The sequence below is a fragment of the Streptomyces sp. NPDC001443 genome, from assembly GCF_053597355.1.
In genome coordinates this window covers 82,784-102,045 of sequence record NZ_JBSFIA010000030.1, presented here as the reverse complement: position 1 = coordinate 102,045, position 19,262 = coordinate 82,784, and the positions used below count along the sequence as shown (strand labels likewise).

Annotated in this window: 15 protein-coding genes; all 15 read right to left on the bottom strand. The window is 72.3% G+C overall.

Translation table 11 applies throughout. The features are described from left to right. Window positions 1-7: 7 nt before the first annotated feature. The 15 genes from rfbC to asnB are packed head-to-tail and all read right to left on the bottom strand — an operon-like array spanning window position 8 to window position 19,260. On the bottom strand, window positions 8-559 hold the full coding sequence (gene rfbC, locus ACWC24_RS27860) for a dTDP-4-dehydrorhamnose 3,5-epimerase (RefSeq protein ID WP_450665626.1): 552 nt from the start codon (window positions 557-559) through the stop codon (window positions 8-10). After that, window positions 556-1,788, bottom strand: coding sequence for a polysaccharide pyruvyl transferase family protein (locus ACWC24_RS27855; RefSeq protein ID WP_450665625.1), 1,233 nt, complete (start codon window positions 1,786-1,788; stop codon window positions 556-558). Before ACWC24_RS27855 ends, rfbC begins: the two co-directional genes overlap by 4 nt. Continuing rightward, window positions 1,785-2,732, bottom strand: a complete 948-nt coding sequence (locus tag ACWC24_RS27850; protein WP_450665624.1) for a glycosyltransferase family 2 protein — start codon at window positions 2,730-2,732, stop codon at window positions 1,785-1,787. Before ACWC24_RS27850 ends, ACWC24_RS27855 begins: the two co-directional genes overlap by 4 nt. Next, window positions 2,729-4,018 (bottom strand): hypothetical protein, encoded by a 1,290-nt coding sequence (locus ACWC24_RS27845; RefSeq protein WP_450665623.1) that lies wholly within the window; start codon window positions 4,016-4,018, stop codon window positions 2,729-2,731. The genes ACWC24_RS27850 and ACWC24_RS27845 overlap by 4 nt, the downstream gene beginning before the upstream one ends. 5 nt (window positions 4,019-4,023) lie before the next feature. Further along, a complete protein-coding gene (locus ACWC24_RS27840; RefSeq protein WP_450665655.1) occupies window positions 4,024-5,277 on the bottom strand; it encodes a DUF4910 domain-containing protein in 1,254 nt (417 codons plus the stop codon). Between the two features lie 32 nt (window positions 5,278-5,309). Continuing rightward, window positions 5,310-6,335, bottom strand: a complete 1,026-nt coding sequence (locus ACWC24_RS27835) for an NAD-dependent epimerase/dehydratase family protein (RefSeq protein ID WP_450665622.1) — start codon at window positions 6,333-6,335, stop codon at window positions 5,310-5,312. A gap of 3 nt (window positions 6,336-6,338) precedes the next feature. Continuing rightward, window positions 6,339-6,986 (bottom strand): PIG-L deacetylase family protein, encoded by a 648-nt coding sequence (locus ACWC24_RS27830; RefSeq protein ID WP_450665621.1) that lies wholly within the window; start codon window positions 6,984-6,986, stop codon window positions 6,339-6,341. Beyond that, the gene (locus tag ACWC24_RS27825) at window positions 6,983-7,813 is read right to left on the bottom strand and encodes a glucose-1-phosphate cytidylyltransferase (protein WP_450665620.1); all 831 of its coding nucleotides are present in this window, start codon (window positions 7,811-7,813) and stop codon (window positions 6,983-6,985) included. The genes ACWC24_RS27830 and ACWC24_RS27825 overlap by 4 nt, the downstream gene beginning before the upstream one ends. After that, the gene (locus tag ACWC24_RS27820) at window positions 7,810-9,045 is read right to left on the bottom strand and encodes a class I SAM-dependent methyltransferase (protein WP_450665619.1); all 1,236 of its coding nucleotides are present in this window, start codon (window positions 9,043-9,045) and stop codon (window positions 7,810-7,812) included. The genes ACWC24_RS27825 and ACWC24_RS27820 overlap by 4 nt, the downstream gene beginning before the upstream one ends. Next, complete coding sequence (locus ACWC24_RS27815; protein ID WP_450665618.1) at window positions 9,045-10,313, bottom strand: glycosyltransferase; 1,269 nt, start codon at window positions 10,311-10,313, stop codon at window positions 9,045-9,047. The genes ACWC24_RS27820 and ACWC24_RS27815 overlap by 1 nt, the downstream gene beginning before the upstream one ends. 2 nt (window positions 10,314-10,315) lie before the next feature. Next, window positions 10,316-11,590 (bottom strand): O-antigen ligase domain-containing protein, encoded by a 1,275-nt coding sequence (locus ACWC24_RS27810; RefSeq protein WP_450665617.1) that lies wholly within the window; start codon window positions 11,588-11,590, stop codon window positions 10,316-10,318. A 1-nt stretch (window position 11,591) separates the two neighbouring features. Then, window positions 11,592-13,112, bottom strand: a complete 1,521-nt coding sequence (locus ACWC24_RS27805; RefSeq protein WP_450665616.1) for a right-handed parallel beta-helix repeat-containing protein — start codon at window positions 13,110-13,112, stop codon at window positions 11,592-11,594. 13 nt (window positions 13,113-13,125) lie between these two features. Beyond that, the gene (locus ACWC24_RS27800; RefSeq protein ID WP_450665615.1) at window positions 13,126-15,105 is read right to left on the bottom strand and encodes an alginate lyase family protein; all 1,980 of its coding nucleotides are present in this window, start codon (window positions 15,103-15,105) and stop codon (window positions 13,126-13,128) included. Then, window positions 15,102-17,300 carry a bi-domain-containing oxidoreductase gene (locus ACWC24_RS27795; protein ID WP_450665614.1) on the bottom strand — a complete coding sequence of 733 codons (2,199 nt, stop codon included), beginning with the start codon at window positions 17,298-17,300 and terminating at the stop codon, window positions 15,102-15,104. Before ACWC24_RS27795 ends, ACWC24_RS27800 begins: the two co-directional genes overlap by 4 nt. 25 nt (window positions 17,301-17,325) lie before the next feature. Beyond that, window positions 17,326-19,260 carry an asparagine synthase (glutamine-hydrolyzing) gene (asnB, locus tag ACWC24_RS27790; protein ID WP_450665613.1) on the bottom strand — a complete coding sequence of 645 codons (1,935 nt, stop codon included), beginning with the start codon at window positions 19,258-19,260 and terminating at the stop codon, window positions 17,326-17,328. Between the last annotated feature and the right edge of the window lie 2 nt (window positions 19,261-19,262).

Genomic DNA, 19,262 nt, shown 5'->3' with positions numbered 1-19,262 from the left:
GGGTACCTCAACTTTCTGTGTGCTTCAGGACCTCGGCGAGGCTCGGCGCCTCCCGGTCCCGTCGGGACATCGAGGTGGCCGGCAGCGGCCAGGCGATGGCGAGCTCCGGGTCGTCGAAGGCGATCGTCACGTCCTCGGCCGGATCGTGCGCGCGGTCGATCCGGTACGAGGTGTCGGCGGTGTCGGTCAGCGCCTGGAAGCCGTGCGCGCACCCCGCCGGGATGTACAGGGTCGTCTGCGTCTCGCCGGACAGCTCGAAGGTGGCCACGTCGCGGTACGTCGGCGAGTCCGGCCGCAGGTCCACGACGACGTCGAAGATCCTCCCGTACGAGCAACGCACCAACTTGGCCTCGCCCGCGCCGGAGCGCAGATGCAGCCCGCGCAGCACGCCCCGGACCGAACGGGACACGCTGTCCTGGACGAAGGCGTCGGGGTCGAGGCCCACCGAGCGGACCACGTCGGCGTCGAAGGTGCGGCAGAAGAAGCCGCGTTCGTCGGCGTACGGTGTCGGCTCGAAGAGGAACGCACCATTGATCGCCGGGACTTCGGTCGCTCTCATGAGGTCTCCCGCGGGGCGTGGGTGTCGTCGGCCGCAGGGAACAGGGCCGTGGTCAGGGCGGTGAACTGGCGGTCGAGGTGCCGGACGGCGTCCTCGTTGCGCTCGGCGAGGACCCGCCGTGTGTCCGCCGCGTTCTTCTCCAGCTCCCGGAACTGTTCGAGCAGCCGGTCGGCGTCGACCTCGCGGGCCGGGTGGCAGTAAGTGCCCAGCCCCATTTGGGCCATGAGCGCGTCGCTCTTCGCCGCGTAGCTGAGCGCGAGCGTCGGCGTTCCGGCCTTCAGCGCGCAGATCAGGTTGTGGTAACGCGTCGCCACCACAGCCTCGGCGCCGGCCATCTCCTTCATCACGTCGGCCAGCGAGGCCGGTTCGGCGACGGTGACCAGCGGCGAGTCCACCGCGTCGAGGATCGCGGCGACCACCGTCGCGTCGACGTCGTCGCCGGTGATCAGCCGGACCGGCCTGCCCTCCTCGACCAGGGTCCGGACGAACCGGGTGGTGCCGTCGAGATAGCGCCGGTGGATCTCCTCGGCCCGGGCGCGGTCGTCGTCGCTGCCGTGGAAGGCCATGACACCGACGCAGACCGGGCCCGGCGGGTCCGAGGGCGCGCCCGAGGGCGGCGCCGGCAGGGAGAACGCGAGGTCCGGGTGGACCTCGTCGCGCGCGGTGTCCACGCCCATCGCCCGCATCGCGTCACGGGACGGGGCGTCCCGGTACGACCGGTACGCCGCCAGCCGCGCCGACCAGCGCACCAGGGTCCGGGTCGCCCGGTTGCCGATCGGGGCGGCGCCGACGCCGACCAGCGCCACCCTGGTGCCGGACAGCCGGCCGGACGCGCAGAGCAGGAACAGCGCGTACGGGAAACCCCACGGCCGCAGCGGCAGCGTGGCCTCCAGGACCCCCATGCCCGGGACGATCACCACGTCGTGCCCGCGCACCCAGGCGGCGGTGCGGAACACGTCGACGAGCTTGCCGAGACCCTTGCCCGCGACCGCGCCGACCCGGGACGCGGTCCGGTACTCCCCGCGGTACCAGTGCAGCCGCGTCGCGGGGATCCCGTACCGGGCCGTGACGGCCTCGGGTCCGCCGCACAGCGCGTCCACGGCCGCCCCCGGGTGCCTGTCCCCGAGGTACCCGAGCACGGCTTCGAGGGACCCGTCGTTGCCGAGGTTGCCGGAGCCGAGCAGGCCGAACACCCCGACCCGCACCGGTCTTTCGTCCGCGGGCGTCATGACTGCCTTCCCTCCCGGCCGGCGACCAGGGCGTCGACGGAGACGGCGAGCCGTTCCGGGGCGACCGGGGCGCGGTCCTCGACCCGCTCGCCGGCACCCGGCCGGACCCGGCTGGTCATCCACGCGGCCAGGTGGCGGAAGCACGCGCGCCGGTCGGCCGCGGACAGCGGCGCCCGCCGGATCGCCGAGGCGAAGCCCCAGACGTACTCGGCGAGCAGCCGGGGCGTCGGGTGCAGCGCGCCCGCCCGGCGCGGGTCCAGGTTGACGCACCGCGAGCGCTTGCTGGGGTTGGCCCGCTCGGCGCGGGTGGGGTGGTCGCGGCGGAAGTACAGCACCTCCGGCACCTGGTGGAAGGGTCCGTGCAGAGTGATCTCGGCGACGTAGGTGCGGTCCGCGTGGTGGTAGCTGTCCATCGGTTTCACGCGACGCAGCATGTCGGTCCGCATCACCCCGTAGAAGTCGTCGCCGCCGGGTTCGAACAGCAGACTGCGGAAGCGCTCCGGGGCGTGCGGCGAGTCGGTGGCGAGACCGTACTCGTAGGGGACCTTCACGCGGGCGTCGCCGTCGATGACCGCCTGGCCGGTGTGCGCGAGGATCATCTCCGGCCGCTCGTCCAGTGCCTCCACGCAGACGCGCAGCAGGTCCCGGCCGTACAGGTCGTCGTGCGAGGCCCACTTGAACAGCTCGCCCCGGGACTCGGCGAGCACGAGGTTGTGGTTCGGCGTCGCGCCGATGTTGCGGGGCAGCCGCAGGTACCGGATGCGGGAGTCCTTCGCCGCGTACCGGCGGCAGATGTCCTCGGTCCCGTCGGTCGAGGCGTTGTCGGAGACGACCAGCTCGAAGTCCTCGTAGGTCTGGCCGAGCAGGGCGTCGAACGACTCGGCCAGGTACTCCTCGCCGTTGTACACGGGCAGGCCGATGCTCAGCCTGGGTTGCGCTGTCATGACGTCCTCACTTCGCGGATCGGTTCTTGAGCGTGCTCGCGCAGGGCGGAGCGCAGTTGCAGCCACCACACGGCCGAGCCGCTGACGGTCGCGGCGGCGGCGCCCCAGGCCGAGCCGACCGCGCCGGCGGCGGCCGCGCCGCCGAGCCCGCCGCCGACGTAGCAGACGGAGGCGAACAACTGGCAGCGCAGGCTGCGCCGGGCCGCGCCGAGCGCGCGCAGCCCGGCCGCCGCGCCGGTGCCCAGGCCCGCGCCGGCGACGCCGAGGCTGATCGGCACGATGAGCTGGGAGGCGGAGTGCCAGACGTCTCCGAGTGCCAGCTCGCCGAGCCGTCCGGGTACCAGCAGCAGCGCCGCGCCCCAGAGCAACGAGCCGGCGGCCTGCCCCCCGCCGAGGAGCAGGCAGAACCTGGCCAGCCGATGCGGGGCCTTGCGCAGTACCCGTGCCGCCTCCGGGACGGTGACCAGCGAAAGCCCCATCAGTACGGCGAGGAACGGGCCCATGAGGAGCTCGGCGCCCCGCACGGCCCCCACCGCGCTCACCCCGACGATCACGCCGACCCCGTACGCACGCAACTGGCTCGCGCCACTGAGACTCACGTTCTCGACCAGGTACCGGTAGCCGAGGTCACGCTGCTCGCGCAGCCATCCGCGTGCCTCCGCCACCCGGGGCCGGATGCCGGACTGGACGCAGCCGTAGCCCGCCGCCACCGTGGCGGACGCGCCCCAGGCGAGCACGAAGGCGGCCACACTGCCCACACGGGCAGCCACCACCATGGCCGGGATCAGGGCGACACCCCACACGACGTCGTTGAGGAACGCCTTGCGTCCGCTGCCCGCGGCGAAGAACGAGTACCTCCAGGCGTCCTGGAGCAGCAGTCCCGGCAGCATGACACCGAGGGCGGCGAACGCGGGCCCCACGCGGCCGCCGAGGCCGAGCCCGGCGGCCAGGGACACCGCGCCGAGGACGGCGCCGACGCCGAGCGCGGTACCCGTCGAGCGGCCCACGGCCCCGCGCCAGGCCGTGCCGGGCGGGCCGCTGAAGCGCACCGTCAGAGGATCGGTGGCCAGCCCGCGAGAGACGTTGAGCACCACGCCGTACGTCACCCAGGCGAGGCTGAACACGCCGAACGCGGTCACCCCGAGCGAGCGGGCCACGTAGAGGCCCACCGCGAAGTTGCTCACGCTGGAGGCCGCCTGGTCGGCCAGTCCCCAGGACAGCCGGCCGACGAGGGCACGCCTGGCGGACCCGGCTGGTGCCCTCGTCATCTCCCCCTCCGTGGTCATCGGTCTCACGCCTTGATCAGTTCGGCGCCGTGCAGCGCGTCGGCCGCCGCGGCGACGGTGTCGAACGGCAGCCCCGCGCGCTCGGCGACGTCCAGCAGCGTGTGCTCGCCGTCGGCGAGGCTGAGCACCCACAGCATCGCCAGCTGCGCCTGCTTCGCGTCGCTGCGACCGCCCAGCGAGTCGTACAGCCCGCGGCGCCCCAACTGCGGTTCGCCGTACGGGCTGAGGTTGACGTAGCGCCGGTTGCGGTCCAGGACGGCGAACGCCTCGCGGCAGACGGCGAGGGTGTCCGCCATCGCCTCCGGGCAGACGAAGTCCGGGTCGTCCGCCGAGGTGTGGTACTCGGGGTACCCGGCGTACGGAGTCCGGCTGAGCGAGCCCACACCGAGATCGAACCCGGGGGAGCAGTACTGCCGCTCGTCATAGCCGTACGGGGTGAACTCCCTTGTTTCGTGCGGGCGTCCGGAGTCGGTCAGCACGTGCCGCAGCACCCGGTCGATCTCCGCGTCGCCGCGCCTGCTCTGCTTGTACGTCAGGTCGCCCCGGTCCCCGGCGCAGGCCAGCACCAGCCCGTGCTTGACCCGGTCGATCCGCTCCACGTTGCGGGCCAGCCAGGTGATCGCCCCGACGGTGCCGGGCGCGAAGATGAACCGGTAGGTGTAGTAAGGCGATTGCTCCGCCAGCGCCCGCGCGAGATACGTCGCCACCGCGATGCCGGCCAGGTTGTCGTTGGCCAGCGACGGGTGGCAGACATGGCAGGAGACGATCACCTCGTCCGCCACCTGACCGGGGACCACATGCTCGGCGTAGGTGAGGTGGCCGTCGGCGAGCGTGGAGTCGATACGCACCTCGTACTCGCCGTCCGGCAGCGCGTCCAGGGTCTCCTGGGCCAGGCAGAACCCCCACTGCGGCTGGTAGTAACTCGTGCGGTACGGCACCCAGGACGGGTGCTCCGGCAGGGTGTGCAGGTGTGCGCGCAGCTCGGCCAGGGGCATGGTCGCCGACACCGGCACGCTGTAGCCGAGCACGTGCAGGCTGGACGCGGCGAAGTCGACGACCCGCTTACCGGTGCCGTCGGCGATGTACGCGTCCCGGATGTTCCACTCCTGGGGCACCGTCCAGTCGAGCACCTGCGTACCCGTGGGCACCTCGTGCACCGTGAGCGGGACGTACTCGCCGACGATGTCCAGGGTGGCGCGCACCCCGTCGCCGGTGATGCTCCGGCACAGCGGATACATCCGCCGCACCAGTTCGTGCATCTCCTCGCCGGCACCTCTTTTCACACGCGTGGTCACCGGCGCCACCGCAGGGTGTCGTCGACGGTGCCGGCGTCGGAGGCGGCGCGCAGCACGGCGAGCCGGGTGAAGCGCCGCTCGAAGGCCTCCCCGGTCAGCCCGTGCTCGCGGTAGGCGTCGGCGAGTTCGAGCGCGCCGCGCTTGACCGTCCACTCGCAGTCGAAGCCGGGGATCGCCGCGCGGAACCGGGAGAAGTCCACCCGGTAGGACCGCGGGTCGGCCCCGTTCTCCCCGGTGATCACCACCTTCGCGCCGGACACCGCCTCGGCGACCTGCTCGGCGATCTCGGCGACCGTGACGTTGTTGACCTCGCTGCCGATGTTGAACGCCCGGTCGTGCACCGCCTCGCGCGGCGCGGTCAGCGCGGCCGTGAAGGCCCGCGCGATGTCGGCGGCGTGCACCAGCGGGCGCCAGGGCGTGCCGTCGGACAGCACGAGCACCTCGCCGGACAACAGCGCGTGCCCCACCAGGTTGTTCAGCACGATGTCGGCGCGCAGCCGGGGCGAGAAGCCGAAGGCGGTGGCGTTGCGCATGTACACCGGGGTGAAGTCGTCGTCGGCCAGCTCGTGCAGGTCGTCCTCCACCCGAACCTTGGACTCCGCGTACGGCGTCACCGGCCGCAACGGAGCGTCCTCGGCGACCAGTTCGCCGCCGCCCGCGGCTCCGTAGACCGAGCAGGTCGACGCGTACAGGAAGCGCCGCACCCCGGCCTCGCGGGCCAGCCGGGCCAGCTTCACGGACGCGTGGTGGTTGATGTCGTAGGTGAGGTCGGGCGCCAGCGAGCCCAGCGGGTCGTTGGACAGCGCCGCCAGGTGGATCACGGCGTCCACCCCGGCCACGTGCTCGGCGGTGACATCGCGCAGGTCGACGCGGGTCCCCGGCGGATCGGCGGGCGTCGGGCCGAGCACGCAGTCGGCGAACAGGCCGGAGTCCAGTCCGACGACCTCGTGCCCGGCGGCCGTGAGGACCGGGGCCATGACGGTGCCCAGATAGCCCTGGTGCCCGGTCAGCAGTACGCGCAAGGTTCATTCCCCCAGGTCGAGAGTGAGTTTGGTGACCGCGAACGCCTCGGCGTAGCGCGCGTTGCATTCGATACCGCGGATCCGGGCCAGCCCCAGGAAGGCCTCCCGGTCGTACCAGGGCCGGTGCTGCTGCGAGGGATAGTGCTCCTGGAGCAGCCGCACCTTCTGTTCGGCGATCTCCGCCGACAGCGGCTGGTAAACCACCGGACGGCCGAGATCGCCGTCCCACTTGACGATCTCGTAGCCGAGCACGAGATGGTCGCGGAACGCCGTGGTCATGAGCTTGGCCAGGCCGCGGTGGTCCTGGTGCGCGTCCTCGGTGCGCGGGGCGAGCACCAGATCCGGCTCGGTCTGCCCGCGCAGTTCCTCCACCGCGCCCTTGGCCTCGTCCCAGTGCGCGGGCAGCCGCCCGTCCGGCAGCTTGTCCACGGTCAGCCGCAGATCGGCGCCCGGGCAGAAGGCGGCGAGCGCGGCCCGCTCCTCCTGCTCCCGCTCGCCGCCACCGCCGGACAGCACCAGCGCGTCGACGCGGATGCCCGGCCGCGCCAGGCACAGCGCCAGCAGCGTGCCGCCCGCGCCGATGGCGATGTCGTCGCAGTGCGCGCCCACCGCGACGACGCTGCCGAGGCGCTCGGCCCCGAGCCGGATCACGCGGTCCCCGCCTTGACTCCGGCCCGGCTCCCCGGCACGAACGCCTCCGCGCCGCCGTGTTCCCACACGGCCCACGGACGGTCGCCGCGGGCGTAGGCCTCGTCGAGCGCCGCCCGCTCCTTCACGGTGTCGGTCGGCTTCCAGAAGCCGCGGTGCTGGTGTGCCACCAGCCGCCCCTGCTTGGCGAGTTGGGCGCAGCCGTCGGCGACCAGGTCCCCGTTCTCCGGGATGTGGTCGAAGACCTCCTGGCGGAGCACGAAGTAACCGCCGTTCTCCCACAGCGGCATGTCGCTGACCGCGGTGATGCCCCCCACCAGACCGTCCTCGCCCAGGTCCACGCAGTGGAACGAGGACTGCGGCGGCACCACCATCATCGACGCCCCGGCGTCGCGCCGCGCGAAGTTGTCGATCATCTGCGGCAGCGGGGCGTCGGTGAGCACGTCGGCGTAGTTGGCGAGGAACATCTCGTCGCCGTCCAGGTGGTGGCGCACCCGGCGCAGCCGCTCGCCGATCGGCGACTCGATGCCGGTCTGCGCGAAGGTGATCGTCCAGTCGGCGATGTCGGTGGACAGCAGCTCGGTCCGCCCGCCGCGCAGCACGAAGTCGTTGGACGTCGTCTCCTCGTAGTTGAGGAAGAAGTCCTTGATGTGGTGGGCCCCGTAGCCGAGGCAGAGGATGAACTCCGTGTGCCCGAAGTGCGCGTAGTAGCGCATGACGTGCCAGATCAGCGGACGCGGCCCGACCATCGCCATCGGCTTGGGCACGTCGTCGGAGGTGCCGTTGCGCATCCGCATCCCGTAGCCGCCGCAGAACAGTACGACCTTCATGCCTCGACCTCGACAATGCTCAGTTCCGGTATGGGGAAGACCAGTCGGCCGCCCCACTCGTGCACGAAGGACAACTGCTCGGTCAGCTCGGCCCGCAGGTTCCACGGCAGGACGAGGACGTAGTCCGGCCGGTCGGCGGCGATCCGCTCGGGCGCCAGGATCGGGATGCGGGTGCCCGGGGTGAACCTGCCGTGCTTGTAGGGGTTGCGGTCGACCGTGTACGCGAGCAGGTCGGGCCGGACGCCGCAGTGGTTGAGCAGGGTGTTGCCCTTGCCGGGGGCGCCGTAGCCGACGACCGTCTCGCCGCGCTCGGCCGCGTCGATGAGGAACCGCAGCAGGTCCCGGCGCACCTTGGCCACCCGGGCGGAGAACTCGGTGTACCCGGACAGGTCCTGGAGCCCGGCGGCCTTCTCCCGGTCCAGGACCTCGGCCACCCGCGCGGACGGCTCGCCGGCCACCTCGGCCGGGCGGGCCCACAGCCGGATGGAGCCGCCGTGCGTGGGCAGCAACTCGACGTCCACGAGGGCGAGTCCGCCGCTCGCCAGGGCCCGGATCGCGGAGGCGACCGTGTAGTACTGGAAGTGCTCGTGGTAGATCGTGTCGTACTGGTTCTCCTCGATCAGGGTCAGCAGGTGCTGCACCTCGATCGAGACCCAGCCGTCGTCGGCGACCAGGGCGCGCAGCCCCTGGGTGAAGCCGACCACGTCGGGGATGTGCGCGTACACGTTGTTGGCCACGACCAGGTCCGCCGGGCCGTGCTCGGCGCGGACGGCCGAGCCGGTGTCGGGGGACAGGAACTCCGTGAGCGTGGGCACGCCCGCGTCCCGCGCGGCCGCGCCGACGTTCACCGAGGGCTCGACGCCCAGGCAGCGGATCCCGCGGTCCACCACGTGCTTCAGCAGATACCCGTCGTTGCTGGCGACCTCGACCACGAAGGCGTCGGTGTCCAGCCCCAGCCGCTCGACGGCGCCGTCGACGAACGTCCGCGCGTGCTCCACCCAGGAGGTCGAGAAGGAGGAGAAGTACGCGTACTCGCTGAAGGTGTCCTCCGGCGTGATCAGCGGCGGGATCTGCGCGAGCCAGCAGTCGGTGCACACGCGCAGGTGCAGCGGGTACGCCGGCTCCGGCCGGTCCAGTTGGTCCGCGGCGAGAAAGCTCTCGCACGGCGGGGTCGCCCCCAGATCGACGACGCTCGCGAGTGACCCCGCGCCGCAGAGTCGGCAACGTGACATCAACTTCCCCCATCCCGCTCGCCCGGGTGCACCCGCGGCGAGCCCGTTCTTTCCCCTACCGGCTGCGGGCCGTCCCCGCCGCCGGACCGTCCCGCGATCGCGGAGCGGTACCCCTCCAGCAGTCGCTCCAGCCCGACGGCCGGGCTGAAGTCCTTCTCGTAACGGCGCCGGGCCGCCTGCCCCATCTCCCGGTTGCGCTCCGGATCGGTCGTGATCCGGCGCAGACAGGACGCGAGCGAACCGGGATCGCCCGGCAGATGCCGCAGTCCCGTCACCCCGTCCTCGACGAGTTCCACGAAGGCGCCGTGCCCGGCGGCGACGGCCGGGACCCCCGCCGCCATCGCCTCCACGACCACCAGGCCGAACGCCTCCAGCCAGGTGGAGGGGGCCACCACGGCGACCGACCGCGCGATCGCCTGCCGGCACTGCTCCTGGTCGTACAGGCCGACGTAGCGCACGTCGTCCCGGCCCGCCACCCAGGCGCTCACCTCCCGCTCCAGCGGCCCCGTACCGGCGACCACCAGCGGCACGCCGACTCCGCCGGCGGCGGCGATCTCGTCCCAGGCGGCCATGAGCAGCCGTACGCCCTTGGCCTCCGCGAGCCGCCCGAGATACAGCACATGCTCACCGGCGCCGCCGCGCACGATGCCCGGTTCGGGCACGAAGTTGTGCTTCACCGCCAGGCGTTCGGCCGGCATCCCGGCTCCCGCCAGGACCTCGCGCTGCGCCTCGGAGATGCAGAAGAACCGCTCCACGCCGGTCCACCACCGCCGCCGGTTGACCGACAGGCTGACCGCGAGCGGCACGGTCGCCAGCCGGGAGTCCCGGTAGCAGCCGTGCCTGACCGCGGGCAGCGGCGTGGCTCCGACGCACTCGGTGCACGGCCGGCCGTCCCGCTGGAGTGTGCCCGGCGGGCAGACCTGGGTGTAGTTGTGCAGCGTGGCCACGGCGGGCACGCCCGCGTCGGCGCAGGCGGCCAGCACCGCAGGCGACAGCAGCGGGAAGACGTTGTGGACGTGCACCACGTCCGGACGCTCGGCGCGCAGCTTCGCGGCGAGCTCCCTGCGGACCGCCGGGTTCCATGGCACCAGCAGCGGCACTGCGGCCTTGGACGGCAGGGACCGGGCGGCGATGGTGTCGCTGCGCCGCTCGAACAGCTCGACCCGGTGGCCGCCTTCGCGCAGCAGCGCCACCTCCTGGTCGACGACCTTGTTCTCGCCGCTCGGCTGCGCCGAGGCGTAGCGGTTGTGCACCACGAGGACGTGCATGCTCAGCTCGCCTCCGATCTCTGGGCCCAGCGCGGGATGCGCCGGCGGGGGACTGCGGGCGTCGGGCGGGGATCGGCCGCGGCGGGCGTCGCCAGCAGCGAGGCGGCCACGGCCAGGTGCAGCAGATACGGCGAGGCGTCGCCCAGCCCGGCCTCGGTGTACGACGCGATCGCGCAGTAGCTGATCAGGAAGATCGCGCAGGCCCTGGCCAGCGACGGCGGCCGCAGCAGCGCGACGCCGCCCAGCACCAGCAGGACCGCCGCCACCAGGACGACGCCGATCAGTCCCTGCTCGTTGTAGACGGCCAGCCAGCTGTTGTCGATCGGCAGCCCGTCGAACGACTTGTCGCCCAGACCCGCGCCGAACAGGAACCGGGTGGTCGTGCGGGGCTCGATCAGCAGGGCGTGCCAGACCTTGGCCCGGCCGGTCAGGCTGGAGAAGTTCTCCTGGCTCTGTCCGCGCAGGAACCACGTCTGGAGCGCGGAGGCGAACCCCACCGCGGCGACCGTGCCGATCAGCACCGCCCGGGTGAAGAAGCGGCGGGCGGCGCCGCTGGTCAGGATGAGCGAGCCGATCGCCAGGGCGAGCCCGACGAGCAGGCCGAGCGTGGCCGTGCGGGTGTGCGTCAGGGCGAGCAGGACGAGCGACGGCACGATGACCACGGCCGCGCTGGTCCGGTCGGTCTGCCGGCCCAGCAGGAGCAGCACGGTGAGCCCGATGATCACCGCCGCGTACTGTCCGATCTGCGGCGGGGTGAGCGGCCACAGGGCGCCGACCAGCCGTCCGCCGTAGAGGTCGGGCAGGGCCGCGCCGGGCGACGCGACCAGGCCGGCGGCCACCGTCCCGAGCACCGCCAGATACATCCGGATGTGGTGCCGGACGAACGTCGTGCCGCCGTCCCACCAGCGGGTGAGCAGCCACAGCGTGCCGACGAAGAGAGTCAGCCGGAAGCAGCGGAACAGGGCGCCGAACCCCGACTCCAGGTTCGCGCTGGAGATCACGCTCAGCAGCAGCAACAGGGTGAGCAGGAACACGAAGGCGCTGGGCCGGATGCGCACCCGGGGGTTGATCACGAGGGCCAGCGCGAACGCGGTGACCAGCGCGCCCATGGTGACCATCTGGATGAGAGAGCGAGGCAGCGGGACGATGGTCTTCGCCCCGGCGGAGCCGAGCGTGTTGAGGATCAGCAGTCCCCAGACGGTTCCGACGATCTTCGGCGTGCGGCCCCCGGCCTTCGGCGGTTGGTCCGCGCTGTTCGGTATGTGCTCCGCACGCATCTCAACCACCGTCCTGGGCACGGAAGGTGCTGCCCGCGTCCTGCCGGTAGGGCGCGGCCTGCCACTGCCGGGAGTCGAGGATCCGGCTCGGGTCGTGGGCGATGAAACTCCACGGCCCGACGTAGACGTTGTCGTGCCAGCGGTTGTGCTGCGTGCGGGTGATCGCCTCGGCCACCCGCTCGCCCTGGTACGGCGACCAGTCCGGATACGTGCCGTAGTTGGCCAGCACCGCCATGCGGTCGCACTTGACCGTGCAGTCGACGACGGACTTGTCCAGCACGAAGCGGTTGTCGTGGATGTCCACCCGCTGGGTCTTCCACCGGCAGTCGGCGTACAGCGGCGCGGTGTCGATCGCCGGCTGTGCGCAGCGCTTCATGTCGTTCACCAGCAACGTGCAGTCGCCGGAGGAGGTGTTGGCCGGGCTGTTGCAGAACCGGTCGGCGTTCTCCCACAGGGTGATACCGGACCAGTTGTTCTCCAGCACGTTGCGATAGACGTCGATCTTGTCCGTACGGGCGTGGACGCGTGGTTCGCCGCCTGACTCGGACAGATAGACGGTCGCGAACGGGAAGGTGTCGCCGCGGTCGGCGTACTTGCGGCCCTCGACCCAGTTGTTGCGCCGGATCGTGTTCCCCCGGACGACCGCGTTGTAGCTGGTCTCGTAGATCAGCGCGGCACCGTCGTTGGCTTCGAGCACGTTGTCCTCGATGAGGAAGTCGTTGTTGTTGGTGTCCGCCCACAACCCGGTTCCGCGGTTGTCGTGCACCCAGTTGCCGCGTACGTCGGCGCCGTCGACGGCCCAGAACTTCACGCCCCCGGTGCAGCCGCAGCCCTCCTGCTTCCGCTCCCAGTCGTCGGTGTTGTTGCCCGTGATCTCGTTGCCCTCCAGCACCAGGCCGGTGATCCGGCCGCTGCCCTTGTACGCGTTCATGCCGTACTGGCCGTTGGCGCGCAGACAACTGGCGCGCACCTGCTGGCGGGCACCGGCCATCAGCCCGGCGCCGGAGTTGTGCTGGATCGTCGCGTGCTCGATCACCCATCCGTCGGCCGAGTCGTGGTTGACCACGCCCTCGTTCTGCGGGGCGACGAAACCCTGCACGGTCAGGTAGCGGATGGTGACGTCCGGGGCGGTGCCGGCGAACGCGTACTGATTGGTCCCGCGGCCGTCGAGGACCGCGCCCGGCGCACCGAGGTAGACGTCCCCCTTCTTGGGGACGACCTGGGCGAAGCGGTCCCGGTCGAGCCGGTGCCTGCCGGGCCGGAGCCAGAACGTGGTGTTCGGGGGGCTGCTCCTGGTCTTCGCGGCCAGGTCACCGGTCACCGAGGGGTCGACCGTCACCGCGCCCGCCGGCGCCGTCGCCGGTCCGGCCGCGGGCTTGGCGCACACCCGGGCCACGGGCGTGGCCGGCGCGGTGGTCGGCTTCGGCAGCGCGTCCGGCGTGCCCTTGCAGCCGGTCACCGTCGAAAGGGACAGCGCCAGCAGTGCGGCCGGCAGCGCACGGCGCCGCCAGTTGATCCCCAAGCGTCCTTCCCCCCTAGCCGTGGAACCTGAGTACGGTGGTGAACTCCCGCGTGCCGTCGGCGAAACCGGTGCCGAGCAGCGTGACGGAGGGCTCCTTGCGCCCGAAACCGGGGGAGTACCAGCCCAGCGGCGGTTCGCTCGCGCCGCGGTGCGCCTGCCAGCTCAGCTCCCCGGGCAGGTCGAGCTCAGCGGAGCGGTCCTCGCCGTCCCGGGTCCAGGTGAGCCGGGCCCGGTTTCCCACCAGGTCCGCGGCGATCGCGGGGCCGAGGTGGAACGCCAGGCGCACGGCGGACCGGCGATCGCCGCGCACCTCGTCGACCACCCTCAACTCCCGGCTCAAGGCCGTCAGTTCCACCTGTCGGCGATGCACTGAGTGCTGGTAGCCGTCGTGTTCGGCGCACCAGCGGGCCGTCCCTCCGTCGGCGGCACCGGACGGGTCCGCGGCCAGGACGCGGCTGCGGGCGTGCCGGGTCCACAGGAACGGGCCGCCGGAGACCGACTGGTCGGCGCCGTCCAGCTCCAGGGTGTTGTGGCCGAGGGTGGAGCGGAAGTACCGCCGCCACTCGGGCTGCCCGTGGTAGCAGTACGTCCCCGGGTCGGCGAGCACGTCGACCCCGTCGTGCCGGACCTCCACGGACAGCGCGTCCGCGTGCGCGTGCGCGGCGATCGACAGGAACCCGTGCGGGCCGCCGTCGCAGCGCGCCCAGATGTGCTCAGGACCGCGCAGGATGGTCATGCCCGCGTCGGAGAAATGAGCCGGCCGGCTCGTCGGACGGGTGACCGCCGGTGCGTCTGCGTCCTTCGCGTACGACCGTACGAGCGCCGCCAGCAGCGGGGTGCGCACATCGGTGCCGGTCACCTCCGGCCACCAGTCGAGCCGGCCGAACACGGCGTCCCCGGTGGCCAGCAGCGAGCCCCAGCGGTCGGTGCCCGCGCCGTCCACGACCAGCCCGTACCCGTCGTCCGCGTCGCCCTGGCGCGGCGGCCGCAGCCGGTTGTCCACGACGGCCGCGAGCGCGTCCGTCATCCGCAGCAGCACCAGCCGGACCGTCGCCGGGACCGGCACCCCCGCGGTGTCCGCCTCGGCCAGCGCGGCCAGCCCGAGCTCCAGCACCAGTCCGTGGTACTCGGTGGCCAGCTCCCGGTTGAGGCCGGAGCCGAAGGTGTTGGCGCGCAACTGCCGATCCAGGGACCGCAGCGCGTCGGCCCGCCAGCGCGCCGATTCGGGGAACCAGTCGAACGCGCAGGCCGCGGCGAACTGCCCGGCGGTCTCGGCGACGACGTGGTTGTTCGCAGACGATCCCCGGCTGGGGAAGGCGGCCAGCCAGCGCTGGTGGTGCCAGATCTGGCGCAGCGCCACCGGGTTGTCCTCGAACAGCGCGGCCACGCCCGGCCAGCCGTCGAGCAGCCGGCGGATCCACACCCAGGACAGCAGCCGGATGCCCAGCTCGATGCCGCTGGTCCAGTGCACCCCGCGCAGCGGCGCGTTGGCCGCCCACCACGACCGCAGATGCGCGGCCACCCGCTCGGCGTACCGCTCGTCCTCGGTGAGCGCGTAGGCGGCGGCGAGCACGGTGAGGTACTGGTGCCGGGACAGTTCCCAGATCTGCTTGATGTCGCCGACCGCGTCCTCGTCGCGGTACGGCACGTCGAAGGCGTAGCCCCATGGAGCCCGGCGCCCGGTCTTGGGGTCGTACCACCAGTTCGGGTCGGCGAGGTCGTCGCGGGCCACGCCGAAGTACTCGACGTGCCCGTCCAGCAGCCGGTCCGCCTCGGCGACCAGCCGCTTCGCGGCGTCCGGCGGCACCGCGGCGAGCGTCCCGGCGGGCAGCACCGCGGTGAACCGGGCGCCGGTCACGCTCGGGGCGACCGGCCGCGCCGACCGCCAGCGCCGTCTTCGCACCGTGTCGGCGGCCCGGCCGCCGACCTCCCGCGGTCCCATCCGGGACAGCCGCCGCAGGTACCAGCCCGCACTCCCCGAGTTCACAGTCATCGGGCACTCGCCAACGTCACCGCCGCGCCGCCGGCCAGACCGGCCTGCACGGCGAGGGTGGCCGCGGTGGTGGCGACCAGCGACTCCAGCGGCACCGGCATCGGGCCGCCGGTCCGCACGGCCCTGACGAACGCGGCGAGTTCGGCGGACTGGCCCTTGTCCCGGGCCTTCGGCAGCCGCGAACTGACCCACTTCTTACGGCCGGCCTTGCCGTCGAAGAACAGCGAGGCACGGACGAAGTCGTCGAGCCGCAGCACCTTGCCGTCCGCGACCAGGTCCAGCGTCTCCTTGGGGAAGCCGGGGGCGCCGGTGGTGACGTAGCCGATGGTGGCGGTGGAGCCGTCCGGGTAGCGCAGTACGACCTGGAGGTCGTCGTTGCCCGGTGCGGCGACCGTGTACACCGAGACCGGATCGGCGTCGAGCAGCCAGCTCGCCGTGTCGATGAAGTGTCCGCCCTCGCCGACGAACCGCGAGCCCTCGGTGCCCTGTTGGAGGTACCAGCTGCCGTGGTCCAGGCGGCCCGCGTTGACCAGGTAGCGCAGGTTCGCCGGACCGGTCCGGGCGCCGAACCGCTGCTTGGCCTCCTGGAGCAGCGGCGCGAACCGGCGGTTGAAGCCCACCTGGATGCGGTCGTTGCCGGACTCCTCCACCGCGGCGAGCACGCCCGCCAGTTCGTCCTCGGTGAGCGCCAACGGCTTCTCCACGAACACCGTCTTGCCGGCCAGCAGCGCCTTGCGGGTCAGGTCGGCGTGCGAGCTGTGCCGGGTGACCACGAACACCGCGTCGACGGACTTGTCGCCGAGCACGGCGTCGAGATCGGTGGTCGCCCCGGCGAAGCCGAACTTGCGCTGCGCGTTGGCCGCGGACAGCGCCGTCGTGGTGACGACCGTGGACAGCTCGACGCCGTCGCGCTGGGCCAGGTGCGGCAGCAGCATCGACGTGGCGTAGTTGCCGGCGCCGACGAACGCGAGGCGCACCGGCGACTTCACGGCCCGGGCCGCAGTGGGCACTTGGGTGCCGGTCCGCCTGACCTCGGGCACGGTCACCGCCGGGGCCTCGGCCTCCACCGCCTGCTCGGGGTAGCGGAACAGCACGGCCACGGCCTTGAGTTCGCCCTCCTTCAGACTCCGGTACGTCTCGACGGCGTCGTCGAACTCGGCGACGTGGGAGACCAGGGGCTCCACGGCCACCTTGCCGCGGGCGACGAGGTCGAGGAAGCACGCCAGGTTGCGGCGCTCGGTCCAGCGCACATAGCCGATCGGGTAGTCCCGGCCCTCCAGCTCGTACGCCGGGTCGTAGCGCCCGGGACCGTAGCTGCGGGAGAACCGTACGTCGAGCTCCTTCTCGTAGTACGCGTTCCACGGCAGATCCAGGCGGCACTTGCCGATGTCGACGACCCGGCCGCGGTCCCGGCAGAGCCGCGCCGCCAGCTCGACGGGCTGGTTGCTGCCGCCGCCGGCGGCCAGGTACACCTGGTCCACGCCATGACCGTCGGTGAGTTCGGCGACGGCCGCCTCGACGGCCGCGGAGGCGGGGTCTCCGCAGGCCGCCGCGCCCAGCCGTTCGGCGAGTTCGCAGCGCGCCGGGTCCGGGTCGACGCCCACGACGCGCACCCCCGAGGCGGTCAGCAGCTGCACCACCAACTGCCCGATCAGCCCGAGGCCGATGACCAGCGCCACCTCGCCGAGCCGCGACTCGCCCTGGCGGACGCCCTGCATCGCGATCGACCCGACGGTGCCGAAGGCCGCGTGCCGGGGCGCGAGACCGTCCGGCACCGGGGCGTAGAGGTTCTTCGGCACCCAGTTCAACTCGGCGTGCAACGCGTGCTCGTTGCCCGCGCAGGCCACCAGGTCACCGACCTTCACGTCGTCGATCCCGGCACCGACCTGCTCGACCACCCCGCACAGCGAGTAGCCGAGCGGGGTGTAGGAGTCCAGTTTGCCCATCACCTTGCGGTAGGTGGCGGGCACCCCGTTGGTGGCCACGCTCTGCACGACCTTGGCCACCTGGTCCGGCCGGGAGCGGGCCTTGCCCAGCATCGACATGCCGGCCTCGGACACCTTCATCAGCTCGGTGCCGGTGGAGATCAGCGAGAAGGCGGTCCGCACCAGCACACCGCCGGGCTTGCACCCGGGAACCGGCACCTCGAGCAGCGCGAGCTCGCCGCTCTTGTAGTTCTGTACGACCTGTTTCACCGAAGTCCTCTTGTCTCTACTGTCTCTACGCCGTCACGGGGGAGTCCTGGCCGGCCTTGGAGGTCGCGCCGCGATACCAGTACTCGAGGGTCAGCACATGCCACAGATGCTTGGAGAAGTCCCGCTGCCCGGCGGCGTCCTCGGCGACCATGCGCGCCAGCGCGTCGCGGCGCAGCAGCCCGGAGCGCACGAGCTCGCCGTCGTTGACGACCTCGCGCACCAGCGGTGCCAGGTCCCGGCTCATCCAGGCCCGCAGCGGGGCGCTGAACAGGCCCTTGGGCCGGTACACGATCTCCCGGGGCAGGACCGAGGTGGCCGCCTCCTTCAGGACGGCCTTGCTCTGCCGTCCGACGATCTTGCGGTCACCGGGCACGGCGAACGCCGCCCTGACCACCTCGACGTCCACGTACGGCACCCGCACCTCGGTCGACGCGGCCATGCTCGACCGGTCCGTGTAGGTGAGGTTCAGGCCCGGCAGGAACATCCGGGCGTCGCCCAGGCACATGCGGTTGACGAAGTCGTCGAGGTCGTTGTCCTCGTAGACGTCCGCGTGCTCGGTCAGCACGTCCTCGACCGTCCCGGCCAGATCCGGATCGATCAGGGCCAGCAGTTCGTCCCGGTCGTACATGGTGTAGCTGCGCCGGAACGCGGTCTCCTCGGGCAGATCGGCGAAGGACAGGAACCGCTTCGCGAAGCGCACCGACCGGTAGCCGCGGCGGGCCGAGGCTACCGGAAGCCGGTCCACGGCCGCGGACAGACCGCGCCGCAGGGGCCGCGGTACCCGCTGGTAGCGCAGCGCGATCAGGTTGGCCAGGTGCTTGCGGTAGCCGGCGAACAGCTCGTCGGCGCCCATGCCCGAGAGCAGCACCTTGACCCCGGCCTCCCGGGCGGCCGAGCAGATCAGGAACGTGTTGATCGCGGCAGGGTCGCCGATCGGCTCGTCCAGGTGGCGGGTCATCCGCGGCAGCAGGTCCAGCACGTCCGGGGCGATCTCGATCTCGTGCAGGTCCACGCCGAACTCCGCGGCGACCTGCCGGGCGTAGCGCAGGTCGTCCGGCATCGCCTCGAACCTGGCGTCCTCGGCGCGGAACCCGATCGTGTAGGCGGAGATCCCGGGCCGGTCGCGGGCCGCCAGCGCGGTCAGATAGCTGGAGTCGAGACCGCCGGAGAGGAAGGTCGCCACGGGGACGTCGGAGAGCAGGTGTCGCCGGGTCGACTCCTCCACGACCGCGGCGATGTCAGGCAGTTCGCCGCTGCGGGCCCGCTCCCGGCCCTCGGCGGCGACGTCCCGCAGGTTCCAGTACCGGCCGCGGTCCACCCGGCCGTCGGGCCGGAACCGCATCCAGGTCCCCGGCGGCAGCTTCTCCGCCTCGCGGAACGCGCACCGTGAGTCCGGCACCCAGTAGTAGAGCAGCGACGCCACCAGCGCGGCGTGGTCGACCTCCAGCGTTCCGCCGGTCACGGCGGCCAGCGCCTTGAGCTCGGAGGCGAACACCAGGCCCTGGCCGCGCCGCAGCAGGAACAGCGGCTTGATGCCCAACTGGTCCCGGGCAAGCACCAGTTCACCGGCGCGCTCGTCGAAGATACCGAACGCGAACATGCCGCGCAGCCGGGGCAGACAGTCCGTGCCCCAGCGCCGCCAGGCCTCCAGCAGCACCTCGGTGTCGGAGGTGCCGCGGAAGCACACCCCGGCGGCCTCCAACTCGGCCCGAAGCTCCGGTGCGTTGTAGAGCTCGCCGTTGTACGTCAGGACGAGGCCGCCCGAACTCATCGGCTGGGCCCCGGTCCCGGACAGGTCGATGATGGCCAGCCGGCGGTGCCCGAGGTGCACCTCGCCGTCACCGGCGGGGTGGCTGTAGCGGCCCGCCCCGTCCGGACCGCGGTGGGCGAGGGTCTCGGTGAGCCGGTCGGCCACCGCCTTCCCGTCCGGCCATCGGTAAGTGCCTGCGATGCCACACATGT

Excerpts from the sequence above, each read along its gene's own strand:
- ACWC24_RS27840 (WP_450665655.1), bottom strand. The coding sequence starts at position 5,277 with ATGCACGAACTGGTGCGGCGGATGTATCCGCTGTGCCGGAGCATCACC.
- ACWC24_RS27855 (WP_450665625.1), bottom strand. The coding sequence starts at position 1,788 with ATGACGCCCGCGGACGAAAGACCGGTGCGGGTCGGGGTGTTCGGCCTG.
- ACWC24_RS27800 (WP_450665615.1), bottom strand. The coding sequence starts at position 15,105 with ATGACTGTGAACTCGGGGAGTGCGGGCTGGTACCTGCGGCGGCTGTCC.
- ACWC24_RS27850 (WP_450665624.1), bottom strand. The coding sequence starts at position 2,732 with ATGACAGCGCAACCCAGGCTGAGCATCGGCCTGCCCGTGTACAACGGC.
- asnB (WP_450665613.1), bottom strand. The coding sequence starts at position 19,260 with ATGTGTGGCATCGCAGGCACTTACCGATGGCCGGACGGGAAGGCGGTG.
- ACWC24_RS27825 (WP_450665620.1), bottom strand. The coding sequence starts at position 7,813 with ATGAAGGTCGTACTGTTCTGCGGCGGCTACGGGATGCGGATGCGCAAC.
- ACWC24_RS27815 (WP_450665618.1), bottom strand. The coding sequence starts at position 10,313 with ATGCACGTCCTCGTGGTGCACAACCGCTACGCCTCGGCGCAGCCGAGC.
- ACWC24_RS27820 (WP_450665619.1), bottom strand. The coding sequence starts at position 9,045 with ATGTCACGTTGCCGACTCTGCGGCGCGGGGTCACTCGCGAGCGTCGTC.
- rfbC (WP_450665626.1), bottom strand. The coding sequence starts at position 559 with ATGAGAGCGACCGAAGTCCCGGCGATCAATGGTGCGTTCCTCTTCGAG.
- ACWC24_RS27810 (WP_450665617.1), bottom strand. The coding sequence starts at position 11,590 with ATGCGTGCGGAGCACATACCGAACAGCGCGGACCAACCGCCGAAGGCC.
- ACWC24_RS27845 (WP_450665623.1), bottom strand. The coding sequence starts at position 4,018 with ATGACCACGGAGGGGGAGATGACGAGGGCACCAGCCGGGTCCGCCAGG.